The sequence below is a fragment of the Pacificispira sp. genome, from assembly GCF_965228185.1.
Classification (GTDB): Bacteria; Pseudomonadota; Alphaproteobacteria; order UBA8366; family Aestuariispiraceae; genus Pacificispira.
In genome coordinates this window covers 234,200-250,865 of the sequence record NZ_CBDDHE010000002.1, presented here as the reverse complement: position 1 = coordinate 250,865, position 16,666 = coordinate 234,200, and the positions used below count along the sequence as shown (strand labels likewise).

The window sequence follows — 16,666 nt, the reverse complement described above, 5'->3', positions numbered from 1 at the left end:
TTGGGCACCGGTTCGGGTATACTCCCGGCCGGTGCCCTTTCTTCGTCTCAACACGGGATAGCTCATGGCGTCTCTTGCGGATCGACTGGACGGCGTGAATCGGGCCGTCGGCAGCGCGGTACGGTGGCTGGCGGTCGCCATGGTGGCGCTGCAGTTCGCCATCGTGCTGCTGCGCTACGTCTTTGGTGTCAGCTTCATTTTTTTGGACGAGGGCGTGCTTTACATGCACTGCGCGCTCTTCATGCTCGGCGCCGGCTATACGCTGTTGCTCGACGGGCATGTCCGCGTCGATATTTTCTATGGCCGCTGGTCGGCACGCGGCAAGGCGCGGATGGATGCCTTGGGCGCCGGACTGGCGCTGCTGCCGGGGGTGCTGGTGATTGCCTGGTATACTTGGCCTTTCGTTTTCAACAGCTGGAAGAATCTGGACGGTGCGATTTCGGTCGGCGGCATTCCCGCCTCCTTCTTGCTGAAATCGTTGATCCCCGCCTTCTGCCTGCTGCTGGCGGTGCAGGGACTGGCCTGTCTGTTGCGCGATCTCGCGCGTCTGAAATCCTCGGAATCCTGATCGTATGGCGCTCTTCGACTATCTCGACGTGCTGATGTTCGCCGGGCTGTGCCTGGCGATCCTGCTCGGCTATCCGGTGACCTTCACCTTGTTGGGCATTGCGCTGTTCTTCGCGCTGCTGGGATGGCTGACCGGTCATTTCGATGCCGGTCTGCTGGGCGCGTTGTCGCAGCGGATCTTCGGCATCATGACCAACCCGGTCCTGATCGCGATCCCTGTTTTCGTCTTCATGGGCGCGGTACTGGAGAAAAGCCGGATCGCCGAAGATCTGCTGGAGCAGATGGGCCGACTCTTCGGGTCGATCCGGGGCGGGCTGGCCGTGTCCGTCGTGGTCGTCGGTGCCTTGCTGGCGGCCTCGACCGGCATTGTCGGGGCGACCGTCGTCGCCATGGGCCTGATCGCGCTGCCGACCATGCTGGCCAACGGTTATGACAAGCGCCTGGCGGCCGGGACCGTCTGCACGGCGGGCACGCTGGGTCAGATCATTCCGCCCTCGACCCTGTTGATCATCCTGTCCGACGTCATGTCCAACGCCTATCAGCAGGCGCAATTCGCCGAGGGCAAGTTCACGGTCGAGACGATCAGCGTCGGTCAGACCTTCGCCGCCGCGCTGGTGCCGGGTTTCGTCCTGGTCGCGCTCTACATCGCGTATATCATGGCCATCGCCTATCTCCGCCCCGCCATGGCGCCGCCGCTGACACGGCCGCCGAAATTGTCCGGACAGGACGAGGCAAGGGGCGGGGTGCTGGGTGTCCTGATGCCGCCCATCGTCCTGATCGTCGCCGTTCTGGGATCGATCCTGGGCGGGATCGCGACACCGACGGAGGCCGCGGCAGTCGGCGCGGTGGGTGCCGTCCTGCTGGCCGCGCTGCGCCTGGGCGACGCCCGGACCCGCAAGCTGGTATTGATCGGCGGCGCGGCGCTGGCCGTGCTGGCCGTCCTCGCCGGGGTCGCGCCGGTCCGCCTGCAACGCGGGGATCTGGACGGCGGCGATTACGCCATCGGCGCGATCGGCATCGTCCTGACCCTGGTCGTGGCGCTGGCCCTGATCAAGGCGTTCCGCACGACGGGGAAGGCGGGCATTCTGAAGGATGCGGCGACCGGCACGATGACGGTCAGTGCCATGATCTTCGGCACTATCATCGGCGCCAACGTCTTCTCGCTGGTCTTCCGGGGCCTGGGCGGCGACGCCCGGATCGAGGAGATCCTGACCCTGATGCCGGGCGGGGCCGACGGGGCGCTGATCTTCGTCATGATCCTGGTCTTCGTGCTGGGCTTCTTCCTGGATTTCGTCGAAATCTCGGTCATCCTGCTGCCCATCGTAGCGCCGGCGCTGATCCTGATGGGGCACGATCCGGTCTGGCTGTCGGTCCTGATCGCCATCAACCTGCAGACCAGTTTCCTGACCCCGCCTTTCGGCTTTTCGTTGTTCTATCTGCGCGGTGCCGCGCCGCCCGAGATCACGACCGGCACGATCTATGCCGGGGTGCTGCCCTTCATCGGGCTGCAGGCACTGGGCGTGGCCGCGGTGTGGCTGTTGCCTCCCCTGGCAACCGCGCTGCCGGCCTGGCTGTTCTGATTTCATCCTGCGAAGTTAGGAGCCTTCACTGTTTCGGCACCCTAGCGTTGTCCGGGAGGTTCCTGCTTTCGCAGGAACACGGATGGGTTAGGCAGCCTGTGCTCCTGCGGAAGCAGGAGCCTTTGCTGTTTCGGCGCCCTAGCGTTGTCTGGGAGGTTCCTGCTTTCGGAGGAACGTGCGGTGTCCTTTTTCTCCCTCTCCCTTGAGGGAGAGGGCCGGGGTGAGGGGGAGGGCGTGCCGTTTGGCAACCATCGTAGGCCCTCACCCGACCCTTCGGGCCACCCTCTCCCAGGGGGAGAGGGATGAATGGGTATATCCTCTCAGAAGGAGAGCAGGGGACCGTTCAAAGAGAAAGGGCCGCTTCCCGGAAGAAGCGGCCCTTTGCTGCGGTGCCTTGCGGCGCCGTTGGATCGAACCGAGATCAGTGGAATTTGGACGGCAGGGCCGCGATCGCGGAGTCGATGGCCTTGTCGCCTTCCGCACCGCCCATGCGGTCCTTGAGGACCTGGGTGGTGGCGGCGATGGCCATGTCGACGGCGAGGCTGCGCACTTCGGCGATCGCGTTGGCTTCCGCCTGGGCGATCTTGTCCATGGCCTGCTTTTCACGGCGTTCCATGGCTTCCTTGAAGCGGGCGTCCTGGTCCTTCTTCATGGTCTTGGTTTCGTTCTTGGCATTCTCAACGATGGCGGCCGCCTGGTCGACTGCATCGCGCTGGGCGCGCTTCAGTTCGGCCAGTTTCGACGTCGCTTCTTCCTTCAGCTGCTCGGCCTGCGCGATTTCCGCCCGGATCCGTTCGATCCGACCGTCAATGGCACCGGTGATGGCCGCGCGGCCTTTCCAGACCGCAAGCACGATGAAGATGACGAAGGATACGACGACCCAGGTATTGGTATCTTGAAGAATGTCCATACCTTAGGCCCCCTTCGAGACGGCGTCGATCGCCTTGGAGACGGTGCCCTTGTCGGCCGAAGCGCCTGTCAGCTTTTCGATCGATGCCGCCGCGACTTCCTCAGCCACGTCGCGCACCGATGCCAGCGCTTCCTTGCGGGCTTCCTCGATGCGGGCTTCCGCATCGCTGATCTTCACCGCAAGTTCCGCGTCCAGCTTTTCCTGCTTCTTGGCGTGGTCGGCCGCGATCTTGTCCTGCGCCTTGCGCAGGGTTTCGAGCGCTTCCGACCGGGCGTCGGCCAGAGCCTTCTCCACCGCCTGTTCGGTTTCTTCGATCTCCGTGCGGAGCTGTTCGGCCCGTTCCAGATCGGCCCGGATCTTCTGCTCGCGCGCTTCGATCACTTCTCCGACGCGGGGGATCGCCACCTTCCACATCAGGATGAACAGCACCGCGAAAGTCACGACCAGCCAGAAGACCTGACTGGAATAGGTGCTGAAGTCCAGCTGGGGCATGGATGCCCCGCCCTCGGCGGCAAGCGCCGACGAAGCGAGAGCCGGTACCATGGCGGCGGCTGCCGCAATGCGAATGCCCGTTTTGGTAATCGGGTTCATTCCTGGTCCCCTTTCATCCGGATCCGTGGTGAGGCGTGCCGGTATGGCGCGCCTCGCGACAATCGTCCCAGCGGATCAGGTGAACAGGATCAGGAAGGAGATGACCAGCGCGTAGAGCGCGACGGCCTCGACGAGCGCGAAGCCCAGCATCGACAGGCCGAAGACCTGGCCACGGGCGGCCGGGTTACGGGCGACCGACGAAATCAGGGACGAGAAGATGTTACCGATACCGATACCGACGCCCGACAGGCCAATAACGGCCAGACCGGCACCGATCATTTTCGCTGCATCGAGTTCCATGGGTACTACTCCTTCCAAATCGCACGGGGATTAGGTGTGGCCCGTGCTTTCGTGATGGGCCGGACGGGGTTGGTTTGTGGCCCGTCCGGACCCGGTGAAACGGTTTACCAGGTGCGCCTTAGTGCAGATGCAGGGCGTCGTTCAGGTACAGACAGGTCAGTACCGCGAAGACATAGGCCTGCAGGAAGGCGACCAGAATTTCAAAGCCGGTCAGGGCGACCATCATAGCGATCGGCAGGATGCCGCCGACGCCCGCGGTCACGGCGCCCAGGCCGAAGACGAAGCCGGCGAAGACCTTCAGCATCGTGTGGCCGGCCATCATGTTCGCGAACAGACGGACGGACAGGCTGACCGGGCGCGACAGGTACGAGATGATCTCGATCGGGATCATCAGCGGATACAGCGCAACCGGCGCGCCGGACGGCACGAAGAAGCTGAAGAAGTGCAGGCCATGCTTGGCCAGACCGACCAGCGTCACCATCAGGAAAACGAACATCGCCATGCACAGGGTGACGATGATGTGGCTGGTGAAGGTGAAGCTGCCGGGGATCAGGCCCAACAGGTTGCCGAACAGGATGAACATGAACAGCGTGAAGATGAAGGGGAAGAACTTCCGGCCTTCATCGCCGACATTGTCGCGGATCATGTTGCCGACGAATTCGTACATCGACTCCGCCAGGGACTGCCAGCGGCCCGGCACCATTTCGCGCTTCGACATGCCGAGCAGCATGAAGACGGTCACGACAACGACGGTGACCGACATCCACAGCGACGAGTTGGTGTAGGCGACGGCGTCGACCGGACCGTCGACGAGCGATTTGATCTGAAATTGTTCGAGCGGACCTGCCACGGCGACCCCTTTCCTCGATCTTCATCTGGCGGAACCATTGCGGCCCGCGGGTTAACCCAAATACGCGTTCTAACTTTTGCCCCGGCCGTCGTCCTTATCCGGGGTATTGTCCCCGGGACGGCGCCAGCCGACGCCTTGATCCATGCCGCTGGCCAGGCGGTAGACATTCGTTACCCCGGCGGCCCCACCGAGGAACAGGAAAAAGATCAGCAGCCAAGGGCCCGTGCCCAACCAGCGATCCAATCCGTATCCGATCGCCACCCCGATGCCGGTGGCCGCGACCAATTCCGTGCCGACGCGCAGTGCGAAGCCGAGCCCCTGCATCCCGGATTTCGGCTGCGTGCCGTCTCCGGTGCCGCTTGACCGTCCGGAACGGGCCTCATAGGCGTTTCGGGCGGCCCGCAAACGGGCGTCGAAATCGTCCGATGAGGGCTTGTTGTCGCCCTCGGTCATCGCGTCGGATACCCCCTCAAACTCTGTACTCTGCCCTTGGCCGTGGCGGGTGGGCGAAAGCCCCCTTTTCCACGCGCGCGGACACTAGTCTTGCCGCCTTGAGGAGTCAAGGAATCCGGGGCTTGAAAACCGCCCGTGCGGCAGCGCGACGCGCCCCGGCGATTGTGCCCGGTCAGAGAATTCCGAATGCGTAGGTCACAGCCGCGACGCCGGCGAAAAAGACGACCGGAAAGGCGACCCGCGCCAAGGCGTCGAACCGCTCGGATTGGGCTTCCCGGCCGAACGCCGTCAGCCGGTCTGCCACCGTGTTCTGAATGACCACCAGCAGCAGGAACAGGAAGGCAAAGCCGAACAGCGTTTCCAGATAGGTCACTTCCGGCACGTTGGGCAGCTTGTCGGTGACGACGAAATTGAAGGCGACGACCGTCAGGATCGTCGTGAAGGTGACGCCGAAGCGCCCCGTATCCGATGTCCGCAGCCAGAAAACCGACCAGGAGATCATGACGATCAGCAGCAGCGGCAGAATCAGACGGTAGACGAAAGGTTCGGGGACTCGTTCGGCGTGGATCACGAACAGCAGTTCCGAAAACGTGTCTCGGTCCCGGATTTCGCGGACATTGCGAATCTCGGAGGTGAACCCGGTCAGATCCCAGGACGGGATGTTGAACCCCTCGGAAAAGCCGATTTTCGTCTCGTCGCGATGCAGAATCAGATCGCTGGACGGCCAGGAAAAGGATTCGATCTCGATCGCCAGGCGCTGACTGTCGAAGGGAAACTTTGTGAAATCGTAACGCGCCCGCAGGCTGACCGCGACGCGCTCCTCATAGATGACCGTGCCGTCCGGGAAGATGATCAACTCTTCCTGCTGGACGTCGGGCGGGCCCGCGGTGTTCACGAAAATGATGTCCGGACCCCAGATCCTGCCGTGCTCCTCATGGGCACGGTCTTCCAAATAGACGATTCGGTCCGGCGCGTTCGGTTGCCCTTGGTAAGCCAGCCGGGGATCGCACCAGATCAGTTCCAGGAAGGCCTCCACCTGGAAGGAATGGTCGACCTCGCTGATCGAATCCAGACGTTCGACATAAAGGCCGATATCGACATTGACCGCATGGCCGTCGCGCTTCGGCGGGGACAGAACGTTTGTGCGCGTTGCAGCGTCCAGACCGGCCAGCGAGTCGCGTCCCGCCTGGCAGGCGGCGGCGGAGTCGATGTCGGCACGCGTCTTGGCATTGGCGAAGGCCGAATGATGAATATCGAGAACAATCAGCATCATCACGGCTACCAAGAGCCGCAGGCTCCAGTTCAGAGCCTTTGCCGACATGCGTGTCATGGATGGTTACCGCCCCAGAGAAACACCATGGCGGCGACTATAACGTCAATGGTCAGATCATCGCCAGAAATTCGCGGCGGGCTTCCGGGTTCTCGCGGAAGGCGCCCAGCAACTGACTGGTCACCGTGCTGACGCCTGGCTTGTGGATGCCGCGCGTCGTCATGCACTGGTGTTCGGCATCGATGACGACCGCGACGCCGCGCGGTTGCAAGGCGCGGTCAATCGTCTGGGCGATCTGCACCGTCATCGTCTCTTGCGTCTGCAGGCGCTTGGCGAAGATGTCGACGACGCGGGCCAGCTTGGAGATGCCGACCACACGGGTGCGCGGCAGATAGGCGACATGCGCCGTACCGATGATCGGCACCATGTGGTGTTCGCAATGGCTTTCGAAGGATATGCCGCGCAGCATGACCATTTCGTCATAGCCCTCGGTCTCTTCGAAAGTGCGGCGCAGTTCCTCTTCCGCATCGGTCGTGTAGCCGGAATAGAATTCGGCATAGGACCGGACGACGCGGTTCGGCGTGTCGATCAGCCCTTCGCGCTCAGGATTGTCGCCCGCCCAGCGCAGCAGCGTCCGCACGGCCTCTTCCGCTTCCTCCTGCGAGGGGCGGCCAGGGACGATTTTCGGGCGCAGCGCCTTGTCCGACATGGCGACGGGTACCTTTCCTAAGTGCTTCGGGAAGTTGGGATTCCCGGTTAGAATTCGGCTATATCGTTGCAAAGACCGTCGAAGTCAACAATATCACCTGCGACAAACCTTTTCCAAAATCGGCCCAATCCGCATGGGAATCGGCACATGGAAAGTCATGAGGCCCTATACAATGATCGCATCCTGACGCTGGCCGGCGGCCTGGCGAAGGACGACCGATTGGCGGATCCCGACGCCAGTGTTCAGATGGACAGTCCGCTTTGCGGAAGCCGCATTCGCGTCGACGTCAAGCTGGCACCGGACGGTCGGATCGCCGCTTATGGCCAGCAAGTGCGGGCCTGTGCCCTGGGCCAATCCGCCGCCGCGATCATGAAGGCCCATGCCGCCGGCAAGTCGGTCGCCGACCTGGAGGCGATCCGCGACGCTGTCGAAGCGATGCTGAAACGGGGCGGGCCCGCGCCGTCGGGCGAATGGGCCGATCTGGCTGTCCTGGAACCGGCCCGGAACCACAAGTCACGGCATGCCTCCATCCTGCTGCCGTTCAAGGCCGTGGTCCGGGCGATGGAGGACGCTGCCGCCGGGCGGGCGACCGGGACCGATGGCTGACCGGCACAGTCCGGCCGCCTGGTTGCTGATCGGCTTGATCCAGCTTTACCGTGTGACCTTGTCCTATTTCCTGGGGCGGCGATGCCGTTTCCTGCCGACTTGCTCCGAATATGGATTGGAGGCGGTACGGCGGCATGGGGCACGGCGCGGAGGGGCATTGGCCGTTCGGCGTATATTGCGGTGTCACCCCTGGGGCGGATCAGGCCATGATCCGGTGCCCGATTGACGAACGACCCGGATGATAAGCGTCCGGTTCTGACGGTCGTCATTCCGACATTGAATGCCGCCGATGGGCTGCGACGCCTGCTGCCCGCCCTAAAATCGCAGCAAGTGGATTTGGATGTCGTCATCGCCGATGGCGGGTCATCCGACGCGACTGCCGATTTGGCATCCCGTCATCAGGCGCGGATCGCCGTTGCGGAGGGCGGGCGCGGCCCGCAAATCCGTGCCGGAATAGCGGCCGCCTTGTCGGATTGGTTGGTGATCCTGCACGCGGATTCCGTTTTGCCGCCGAACTGGGACACTCTGATTGCCGCCTTTATGGACGATCCGGAGAGTGAGTTCAGGGCGGGCTATTTCGGGTTCGCCCTGGATGATGCAAGTCCTTCGGCGCGGCGTCTGGAACGCATGGTCGATTGGCGCTGCCGGGTATTGGGACTTCCCTATGGCGACCAAGGGCTCGTGATCGGCCGAAACTTTCTGGACGCGGTCGGCGGCTATCCGGATCTTCCTTTGATGGAAGACGTCGCGCTGATACGCCGGATCGGCAAGGGACGGTTGCGCCGATTGGACGCCCGCTTGATCACCTCGGCAGAGAAGTTCCGGCGGGACGGATACCTGCGACGCACTGCGCGCAATCTGCTTTGCCTGGGGCTCTACTTCCTGGGCATGCCGCCGCGGGCGATCCGCTGGGTGTATGGATGACGGTGCCAAGTCGTTACCTTGTCGTGTTTGCCCGTGCGCCGCGTTTCGGCGTCGGCAAGCGCCGCCTGGCCGCCGATATCGGACGGATGGCCGCATACCGCTTCTATCGCCGCAATCTGATCGAGACCCTGGATCGTCTGTCGCGTGGGCCGTGGCGCTTGATCGTGGCGGTGTCCCACTTTCGCGAAGCCAGGTTCTTCCCAGGGCGGGAGGTCATGGTCCAGGCATCCGGCGATCTGGGACGGCGGATGACGACCGCGTTTCGCGACCTGCCGCCGGGCCCGGCGATCATTATCGGCAGCGACATACCGGACATCGGGGTCGACGATATCACTGCGGCCTTCCGGACGCTGGGCCGCGCCGACGCGGTGTTCGGCCCGGCGGAGGATGGCGGCTATTGGCTGGCCGGTCTGGCCCGCCGCCGCCCGGTGCCTTACGGGTTCATGACCGGCGTGCGATGGTCGGGCCCACATGCTTTGGCGGACACGATTGCCAGCCTGCCGCCCGACCATAGTCATGGTCTGGCCGCGACAAAGGCCGATGTCGACGATGGGGCCGGATATGAACGATTCCGCAGGGGAAGGGTGAGATGACGGCGATTGAACAGCGGATCCCGGCCTTGCATCGCGCCCTTTCTGACCGGCCGCAGTTCGCCGGGATCGAGTTGGATGCTTTGCAGGCATTCCCGACGACGGGGCTGGCGCATGATCATGTTGCGATTGATGGCACGGCTCTGCTGCTGCGGGTGCCGAGGCAGAGCCAGATGCGGTTGGATGCGGCCCATAATCTGGCCTATCAGGCCGCATGTTTTGAGCGAATGAGCCAGGGCGGCCATGCGCCGCGCTGTCATGGCGTCCTGGCGCCGGGTCCGGACCTGCCGATGGGGGCGCTGATCGTCGATCGAATTCGGGGACGTGTCCTGTCCGCGCCGGAGGAACTGCCCTTGGCGGCGGAGGCCCTGGCGTCGATCCATGCGCTGCCGGTTCCGGCGTCCCGCGCGCGGGCACCGCTGATCGATCAAACCGATCCAATGGCCGAGACCTTGGCGGAAGTGCGAGGTCAGGCCACCTTTTTGGAGGGCGCCAACCTCCATTCCGATAGCGCGGCCATGATCACAGAAGAACTGGCCGCCGCCGCAAAGGACGCCAGTGATCTGCCGCCGGCCCCGGCGCGCTTGATTTCCTTCGATGCGCACCCGGGGAATTTCATGGTCGATGCGTCAGGGCGCGCCTTTCTGGTCGATCTGGAAAAGGGACGCTATGGCGGGGCCGGGTTCGATCTGGCCCATGCCACGCTGTACACCTCCACGACCTGGGATGTCGCCACGTATTCGGAGCCGAGTCGGGCGGAAATCGACGGTTTCTACGACGCGTGGCGCCGGGCGATGCCCCAAGACCTGGCGGATCAACTCGCCGCCTATCTGATGCCGATGCGCCGCTTGATGTGGCTCTGGTCGGTGACCTGGTGCGCCAAATGGCGGGTCGAAAGCCGCAAGACTTTACGGACCGCCAAGCATGACGCGCAGGATACCGAAGACTGGTCGGCCGAGAATACGGATGCGGCCCTGATAGACCACGTCCGGGGTCGGGTCGATTGCTATCTGTCGCCGGAGATCGTCGCCCGCGTTCGGTCGGATTGGACCTAAGCGGCCGCGCGGTTCAGGTGATCGCGCAGACGGACGATCTTCGCCTGAAGATCCCGCAACTCCTCGATGGGTAGGCCCGTCGCCTCCAATATGCACATCGTGATGGAATCGGCCTCTCCGCGCAGGGCGCGTCCGGCATCGGTCAGTTTGACACGGACCTGGCGTTCGTCCTGCGGGTCGCGGGCTCGGGACACCAGCCCCATGCCCTCCAACCGTTTCAAGAGCGGCGTCAGCGTGTTCGATTCCAGCATCAGAGCCTTGCCGAGCGCACCGACCGTCTGATCGTCCCGGTCCCAGAGAGATATCAGAACCAGATACTGCGGGTAGGTCACGCCCAGCCGGTCCAGCAGGGGTTTGTAGACCCGGTTGAACGCATGGCCGGCCGAATAGACCGAAAAGCAGATCATGTCTGCGATGGGCAGAACCCCGGCATTGTCGGTTTGCGTGTCATTCATAGCTGTCTCCTTCATATCTTATATAAATCGTGCACGATTTAATCGCAACCGCTTGACAGGGATGTTTGGATGGCCATATACATCGGACACGAAACAATCGCACACGATATAAATAAAGGAGAGTGACATGTACGAGTTCGGTAAACCTCTTGCCGCCGCGCTTTTGTCGGTCGGTATCGCCGGTTCGGCTGTTGCCGGTCCGGTTCTTGAAAAGACGACCCAGGGTTTCCTGGATGGCCTAGCCGGCGTACCCGCCATCTATACCTTGTCCCCGCAAGAAGCGCGGGACCTGTTGGCGGGAGCCCAATCCGGTCCGGTCGCGAAGCCCGATGTGGCGATTGAGGACCGTGTCCTTTCCGTTGGCCCGACCGGGGAGACCAAAATCCGCGTCCTGCGGCCGGAAGGCCTGGGCGAGGAGGCACCAGCCATCGTCTATTTCCATGGTGCCGGTTGGGTCATGGGCGATACCCTGACCCATGATCGGTTGGTCCGGGAACTGGCCGTTGGCGCGCAGGCCGTCGTCATCTTCGTCGATTATGACCGGTCGCCCGAACACCGCTTCCCCGTCGCCATCGAACAGGACTATGCCGTCGCGGCCTATGTCGCGGAAAACCCGTCCGAATTCGGTATCGACGCGGACCGCATCGCGATTGCGGGCGACAGCGTCGGCGGCAACATGACCGCGGTGGTGAGCCTGTTGGCCAAGGAACGTGGCGGTCCGGACTTCGTCGGTCAGTTGCTGTTCTATCCGGTGACCGACGCGGGCATGGACAACGCCTCTTATGAAACGTTCCGTGACGGTCCGTGGCTGACGGCCCCCGCGATGGACTGGTTCTGGAACGCCTATCTGCCCGATGCGGCCGCGCGGGAGCACCGCTATGTCTCGCCGCTGAACGCAACGCTGGATCAACTTTCCGGCCTGCCGAAGGCGCTGATCATCACGGCCGAGAACGACGTGCTGCGCGATGAGGGCGAGGCCTATGCCGAGAAACTGACGTTGGCGGGCGTTGAGACCACTACGACGCGGTACAATGAGACGATCCACGATTTCGTCATGCTGAATGCCTTGGCCGAAACCCCGGCCACCCGCGCCGCGATCGATCAGGCGACGGCGTTCCTGCGGGACGTCTTCGCAACCCGGTAATCAAGTTCACCCAGTATACCGGCGGGACGGAAACCCGCCCGCCGGTCCCCACCCGAAAGGAGAATGCATCATGTCCGTTAACGTTCTGTACCGCACCGCCGCCCGCGCCACCGGAGGCCGCGACGGCCATTCCGCCACCCTGGATGGCAGCCTGGACGTCAAACTGTCGACGCCGAAGGAACTTGGCGGCGGCGGCGGCGAAGGGAACAACCCCGAGCAACTGTTCGCCGCCGGTTATGCCGCCTGCTTCATCGGCGCGATGAAATTCGTCGGATCGCAGACCGGCGTGAAAGTTCCGGCCGACACCAATGTCACCGCCCATGTCGGGATCGGTCCGCGCGAGGCGGGCGGTTTCGGTCTGGAAATCGCGCTGGAAGTCGACTTGCCGGGGCTGGACCGCGCGGCGGCCGAGAAACTGGTCGAGGAAGCGCACCAGGTCTGCCCGTATTCCAACGCGACCCGGAACAATATCGACGTGCAGCTGACCGTTCTGTAACAGTCGTCCAACAATCGAAAGCCGTCCGGTCCTATTGGCCGGGCGGCTTTTCCTTTTCGCGGCCTGAGTATCCCATCTGCCGGAGCCGCGCGCGAACGGAAGCCGGCTCCGTAATCCACGCCACCCGGCACAGCCGCTCTGCCCATTCGCCCAGATCCGGCTCCTGCCGCGCCAGGGTCAACGCACCGCCATAGGCCCAGGCCCGCACGAAGGGCCGTTCATGTTCGATCAGGCGGTCGATATCCGATCGCAGCGCCGCAACCGATCCCCGGGGCACGGAAAGATGCGGCAAGCACTGCAGACAATGCAGCGTGACTTCCCAGTGTTCGCCCTCGGATCGGAGAAGTGAGAGCAGCTTGCGGGCCTCGTCCTCACCTGCGCTGCCGCCATCCTGAAGGTGCCGCTTCAACAGCCAAGTCGCCGCGCGGCCGCATCCCGGGACGGCCGAAAGGTCCAGCAGACGGGCGGCGAAATTACTCTCGTCCTTGTACCGGCTATGGATTTCCAGCAGCGCTTCGGTAGATTTTCCGTCCCAGGCGCGGAGCCTCTCGGCGAGGTCGGTCACTCTGCAGCCAGATGCGGGAAAGTCGCGGCGTAACGGGACATTTTGTGCATGCCGCATTGCACCGGGGCATAGACCAACGGCGCGGCTTCCGTCACGCAGGACGGCAAGGGTTCGATCACCGCATCGATATCGCAGTCGACGAAACAGGGCATGGAATAGCGCTGCCTGCCGGACGTATTCACCACGCGGTGCAGATTGGCCAGATAGGCATCATTGGTCAGGCGTTGGACCAGGTCGCTGATATTGACCACGAACGTGCCGGGAATCGGCGATGCCTCGACCCATTGGCCGGCTCGGTTCATGACTTGAAGTCCGCCGACATCGTCCTGGGCCAGAATGGTCATCAACCCATAATCGGTATGGGCGCCGATGCCGATCATGCTCTCGTCGATCTGCCCGGCCTGGCTGGGGTAATGCAGCAACCGCTGGATCATCACAGGTTGCGTCATCTTCTGGGCAAAGTAATCATGCGGCAGGTCCAGGCTAACCGCGATCCCTTCCAGAACTGTACGCGCTGTCGCCAGCATCGCGTCCAGATAGGCCGACAAAGTGTCCTTGAAGCCGGGCAGGTCGGGCCACTGGTTCCTGCCGTGGAACGGGCCGGTCAGACCTTCATATTCTATCCCGATATCGAAGCATTCCTTGAAATCCCGTGTGACACCGGGATTGGTGTTCTCGCCGAACAGTTCGGTATAGCCGCGCAGGGCCTGGCCGGACTTCGTGATATGCAGCGGCATCTTTACCGCATCGGGCAGGGCGAAGAAGTCACGCGCGGCAGCGAATGTGCCGTCGATCAGCGCCTCCGGAACGCCATGTCCTTTGACATACATGAAGCCGGTATTGGCCAGCGCCCAGTTCATGCCGCGGGCGGCGGTTTCCCGGTCGCTGCCATCGCGAATGCCGGAAATGTCGATCACGGGAATGCTGTCGAAATCCTGACGCTGCGCCCGCAGCCGGTCATCCAGCATTGCCAACAGAGTATCCGACATCGACCAGCCCTCCGCGTATCAACGACCGATGACACTCTCAGGCCAAATCGTAAGGCTGTAAATGGCGATCTGGCGCCGGTCAGCGGCGCTTTTCCATGACGACGAACAGCCGGAACGCCATGAAGATGCCCAGCGCCGGCAGCAACCGATCTTCCAACCGCACCAGTTTTTCGGCCAGTCCGGCGGGGATCAGACTCCAGGATTTGAAGCCGCCGGTCAGCGGATAGGCGAAAAGACTGAGCCATTCCCGGGAAACGCTGCGCAGCGCCGGGACCGTTTCCGACAGGGCGATGCGATGTTCCTGCCGCCGGAACAGCAGGGTCGGTATGCCCTGATTGCTCTCGAACGGATCCTTGGTTTCGCCATAGGGCTGCCGCTCCAGCGGCGTCGCGGACATATCGACCGGTTCTTCATGCAAATAGTTGTAGAAGAGCCAGCTCAGCGGCGTGATACCCGGTTCGACCATCGCGATCCGCCCGCCGGGTTTCAGAACCCGCGCCGCTTCCTCGAAGAATTTCAGCGGCTCGGCCAGATGATGCAGAACGTCCAGCAGGAAAATGCCGTCGAAACTGTTATCCGCGAAGGGCAGGGCCTGGGCGTCGCAGACCGTGTCGACCCAGGGGGCGGGCAGGATGTCGAGGCGCGTTACGTCCATCCCGTCGGTGAAATCGCGGCTGTGCCCCGATCCCGCGCCGACTTCCAGATAGGCGCCGTCTTTCGGCAGCGCGTCCAACATGCGCCGGTAATAATCGCCGTAGACGGCGCGCAAACTGGCTTTCTTCTCCCAAGCCCTGGCGTGGGATTGCAAGCGGGGGTCGAGGTCGCCGGTCATTGGGTCACCGTGTTCCCGCAAAAGAAGGGATTGCTTTCACCCCGACCCTGCGCGGGCGGTCGACAAGGCTCCTGCATTCGCAGGAGGTGCGCGGCGATGAAGGTCAGTCCCTCCACCATGTTCCTGCGAAAGCAGGAACCTTCCTTGGCTTGGCACCGGGCGGGAGCTTCAGACGGGTTCAAAAGCGCGACGGTGAGGGGCATCAGAACGCCTTCAGCTTGCGCCAGGCGAACACGACCATCTTCAGCAGCAACCAGCCGTCCCGGAAGCGGCTGATCTGTGGTTCGCCATAGGTTCGATCGGCGTAGCGCATCGGAATTTCGACAATTTTCAGGTTCTGCTTGGCGGCCCCGAAGATCAGGTCGAAATCGCCGAACGGGTCGAAATCGCCGAAATAGGACCGGCCGGCCTTGATCTTCTCGTAATCCGCTTTGGTCAGGACCTTGGTGCCGCACAGCGTGTCGGTGAAGCGCTGGTTCAGCAGGAAGGAGAAGATCATCGCGAAGGTGCGGTTGGCCCAATAGTTCAGGAAGCGCATCGCGCCCTTTTCCATCGGGTAGACCAGGCGCGATCCGTTGATGAACTCGCCCTTGCCGGTCGCGATCGCCTCATAAAACTTCGGCAGCTCCTCGGGCGGCATGGTCAGGTCGGCGTCCAGGATCATCAGCACGTCGCCGCGCGCCTCGTCGAAACCCTTGCGGACCGCGTCGCCCTTGCCCTTGCCCGGCTGCTTGAAGACCTTGATGTCCCAGGCGCCGTTCTCCGGCTTGGCATAATGGTCGCGCACCCGTTCGCACTCCTCGAAGGTCCCGTCGGAGGAATTGCCCTCGACATACAAGACCTCGATATCCGCGCAGAAGCGGGGCAGGCGGGTGACGGCGCTTTCGATATTGCCGCGTTCGTTGCGGCAGGGGACCAGAACCGTCGTCGACAGGTTCTTGCGCTGGGCCTTTCGCTTGGACCGGGCCACGATGAAATGGCGCAGCGATAGTTTCCGGATCAGCGGCAGCGTGCCGATATACCGGTTGATCGCCGTGCCCAGGCCCAGAAGCCGTGCCGGGATCAACTGCCGCCATTCGGTCTTGATGACGTCGAAATCCGACAGGTCGAGAATGTTGGCGATATCCGCCGGACCCAGGAAGTTCACCTCAGGCTGCGGCATCTTCATGCCCACCGCCTCGCCGACGCGCAGGACCGGTTCCCAAAGATGGCTGTAATAGGAGATGACGATCCGGGTTTCCTCGTCGCACAGGTCGTGCAGCTGATCCAGCGTCGCCTGGCAATCGTCCAGGAAACCCAGCGTGTCCGGCAGCAGGATGAAATCGAACGGGCCGTCCAACTCGCCGCGAATGGCGGAAAGCTGCTCCACGTCGCCGACCCGGAATTGCAGTTCGGGAAATTCGTGCTCCGGATAATTGGTGCGGGCGACATCCACCATATTGGCGGAGAAATCGACGCCGACGCCGAAGGAAGGCTTCAGTTCGGCCAGCAATGCTCCGGTGCCACAACCCAGATCCAGGATGCGCGATCCTTCGGGGATGAGGAACTGCATGAACGCCAGATCGTCGGCGTAAAAGCCGGCATTCCGGTCGCGCCAGGAATCGCGTTTGACCGCGATGGATTCGATATGGTCCAGGATCGACGACTTCCGCTTGGACAACCGGTCGCGCCAGTGCCGCGTCGCGTCGACAGGCTTCTTGGCGGCGGTGGCCTTCTTTGCGGGCTGTTTCTTCGCAGCGGCTTTCTTCGCGCTCTTACGCGCCGTGGATTTCTTCGCCAT

At 62.9% G+C, this 16,666-nt stretch carries 21 protein-coding genes; 9 read left to right on the top strand and 12 right to left on the bottom strand.

The genetic code is table 11. The features are described from left to right. The first annotated feature begins 64 nt into the window (after nucleotides 1-64). Both ACO06O_RS01230 and ACO06O_RS01225 read left to right on the top strand, forming a co-directional pair. Entirely contained in the window at nucleotides 65-568 is a 504-nt protein-coding gene (locus ACO06O_RS01230; RefSeq protein WP_421875447.1) for a TRAP transporter small permease subunit, read from the top strand. A gap of 4 nt (nucleotides 569-572) precedes the next feature. Beyond that, nucleotides 573-2,147 carry a TRAP transporter large permease gene (locus ACO06O_RS01225; protein WP_421875445.1) on the top strand — a complete coding sequence of 525 codons (1,575 nt, stop codon included), beginning with the start codon at nucleotides 573-575 and terminating at the stop codon, nucleotides 2,145-2,147. 421 nt (nucleotides 2,148-2,568) lie between these two features. Here ACO06O_RS01225 and ACO06O_RS01220 read toward each other — a convergent pair whose 3' ends face one another. The 7 genes from ACO06O_RS01220 to folE all read right to left on the bottom strand — a co-directional run bounded on the left by ACO06O_RS01220 (nucleotide 2,569) and on the right by folE (nucleotide 7,230). Then, complete coding sequence (locus tag ACO06O_RS01220) at nucleotides 2,569-3,057, bottom strand: F0F1 ATP synthase subunit B (protein ID WP_420417759.1); 489 nt, start codon at nucleotides 3,055-3,057, stop codon at nucleotides 2,569-2,571. Between the two features lie 3 nt (nucleotides 3,058-3,060). Beyond that, nucleotides 3,061-3,648, bottom strand: a complete 588-nt coding sequence (locus ACO06O_RS01215; RefSeq protein WP_421875443.1) for a F0F1 ATP synthase subunit B' — start codon at nucleotides 3,646-3,648, stop codon at nucleotides 3,061-3,063. A gap of 75 nt (nucleotides 3,649-3,723) precedes the next feature. After that, a complete protein-coding gene (locus tag ACO06O_RS01210; protein WP_420417757.1) occupies nucleotides 3,724-3,948 on the bottom strand; it encodes an ATP synthase subunit C family protein in 225 nt (74 codons plus the stop codon). 118 nt (nucleotides 3,949-4,066) lie between these two features. Then, the gene (locus ACO06O_RS01205) at nucleotides 4,067-4,798 is read right to left on the bottom strand and encodes a F0F1 ATP synthase subunit A (RefSeq protein ID WP_421875441.1); all 732 of its coding nucleotides are present in this window, start codon (nucleotides 4,796-4,798) and stop codon (nucleotides 4,067-4,069) included. A gap of 69 nt (nucleotides 4,799-4,867) precedes the next feature. Beyond that, on the bottom strand, nucleotides 4,868-5,251 hold the full coding sequence (locus tag ACO06O_RS01200; RefSeq protein ID WP_421875438.1) for an AtpZ/AtpI family protein: 384 nt from the start codon (nucleotides 5,249-5,251) through the stop codon (nucleotides 4,868-4,870). A 172-nt stretch (nucleotides 5,252-5,423) separates the two neighbouring features. Next, nucleotides 5,424-6,581 carry a hypothetical protein gene (locus ACO06O_RS01195; RefSeq protein ID WP_421875436.1) on the bottom strand — a complete coding sequence of 386 codons (1,158 nt, stop codon included), beginning with the start codon at nucleotides 6,579-6,581 and terminating at the stop codon, nucleotides 5,424-5,426. A 52-nt stretch (nucleotides 6,582-6,633) separates the two neighbouring features. After that, nucleotides 6,634-7,230 (bottom strand): GTP cyclohydrolase I FolE, encoded by a 597-nt coding sequence (gene folE / locus ACO06O_RS01190; protein WP_420417754.1) that lies wholly within the window; start codon nucleotides 7,228-7,230, stop codon nucleotides 6,634-6,636. Between the two features lie 147 nt (nucleotides 7,231-7,377). Here folE and ACO06O_RS01185 point away from each other — a divergent pair, with 147 nt between their 5' ends. Genes ACO06O_RS01185 through ACO06O_RS01165 form a run of 5 tightly spaced genes read left to right on the top strand, consistent with a single transcriptional unit; the run spans nucleotide 7,378 to nucleotide 10,405 of the window. Beyond that, nucleotides 7,378-7,836, top strand: a complete 459-nt coding sequence (locus tag ACO06O_RS01185) for an iron-sulfur cluster assembly scaffold protein (protein WP_421875434.1) — start codon at nucleotides 7,378-7,380, stop codon at nucleotides 7,834-7,836. After that, entirely contained in the window at nucleotides 7,751-8,062 is a 312-nt protein-coding gene (gene yidD, locus ACO06O_RS01180) for a membrane protein insertion efficiency factor YidD (RefSeq protein WP_421875432.1), read from the top strand. The genes ACO06O_RS01185 and yidD overlap by 86 nt, the downstream gene beginning before the upstream one ends. After that, on the top strand, nucleotides 8,059-8,760 hold the full coding sequence (locus tag ACO06O_RS01175) for a TIGR04283 family arsenosugar biosynthesis glycosyltransferase (RefSeq protein ID WP_421875430.1): 702 nt from the start codon (nucleotides 8,059-8,061) through the stop codon (nucleotides 8,758-8,760). Before yidD ends, ACO06O_RS01175 begins: the two co-directional genes overlap by 4 nt. Further along, nucleotides 8,757-9,353, top strand: coding sequence for a TIGR04282 family arsenosugar biosynthesis glycosyltransferase (locus tag ACO06O_RS01170; protein WP_421875428.1), 597 nt, complete (start codon nucleotides 8,757-8,759; stop codon nucleotides 9,351-9,353). The genes ACO06O_RS01175 and ACO06O_RS01170 overlap by 4 nt, the downstream gene beginning before the upstream one ends. After that, a complete protein-coding gene (locus ACO06O_RS01165) occupies nucleotides 9,350-10,405 on the top strand; it encodes an aminoglycoside phosphotransferase family protein (protein WP_421875426.1) in 1,056 nt (351 codons plus the stop codon). Before ACO06O_RS01170 ends, ACO06O_RS01165 begins: the two co-directional genes overlap by 4 nt. Here ACO06O_RS01165 and ACO06O_RS01160 read toward each other — a convergent pair. After that, nucleotides 10,402-10,860, bottom strand: coding sequence for a MarR family winged helix-turn-helix transcriptional regulator (locus ACO06O_RS01160; RefSeq protein ID WP_420417748.1), 459 nt, complete (start codon nucleotides 10,858-10,860; stop codon nucleotides 10,402-10,404). The two genes, ACO06O_RS01165 and ACO06O_RS01160, sit on opposite strands and share 4 nt — an antisense overlap. Before the next feature lie 127 nt (nucleotides 10,861-10,987). On the opposite strand from ACO06O_RS01160, the gene ACO06O_RS01155 reads away from it, so the two are divergent. Then, the gene (locus ACO06O_RS01155; RefSeq protein WP_421875423.1) at nucleotides 10,988-12,004 is read left to right on the top strand and encodes an alpha/beta hydrolase; all 1,017 of its coding nucleotides are present in this window, start codon (nucleotides 10,988-10,990) and stop codon (nucleotides 12,002-12,004) included. Between the two features lie 70 nt (nucleotides 12,005-12,074). After that, entirely contained in the window at nucleotides 12,075-12,500 is a 426-nt protein-coding gene (locus tag ACO06O_RS01150) for an organic hydroperoxide resistance protein (RefSeq protein ID WP_420417746.1), read from the top strand. Between the two features lie 31 nt (nucleotides 12,501-12,531). Here ACO06O_RS01150 and ACO06O_RS01145 read toward each other — a convergent pair whose 3' ends face one another. The 4 genes from ACO06O_RS01145 to ACO06O_RS01130 all read right to left on the bottom strand — a co-directional run bounded on the left by ACO06O_RS01145 (nucleotide 12,532) and on the right by ACO06O_RS01130 (nucleotide 16,666). Continuing rightward, nucleotides 12,532-13,065: a hypothetical protein gene (locus tag ACO06O_RS01145; protein ID WP_421875421.1), complete on the bottom strand. Its 534-nt coding sequence runs from the start codon at nucleotides 13,063-13,065 to the stop codon at nucleotides 12,532-12,534. Further along, nucleotides 13,062-14,054, bottom strand: coding sequence for an isopenicillin N synthase family dioxygenase (locus ACO06O_RS01140; protein ID WP_421875419.1), 993 nt, complete (start codon nucleotides 14,052-14,054; stop codon nucleotides 13,062-13,064). The genes ACO06O_RS01145 and ACO06O_RS01140 overlap by 4 nt, the downstream gene beginning before the upstream one ends. Before the next feature lie 79 nt (nucleotides 14,055-14,133). Then, nucleotides 14,134-14,886 carry a class I SAM-dependent methyltransferase gene (locus ACO06O_RS01135; protein ID WP_421875416.1) on the bottom strand — a complete coding sequence of 251 codons (753 nt, stop codon included), beginning with the start codon at nucleotides 14,884-14,886 and terminating at the stop codon, nucleotides 14,134-14,136. A gap of 202 nt (nucleotides 14,887-15,088) precedes the next feature. Then, a complete protein-coding gene (locus ACO06O_RS01130; protein ID WP_421875414.1) occupies nucleotides 15,089-16,666 on the bottom strand; it encodes a glycosyltransferase in 1,578 nt (525 codons plus the stop codon).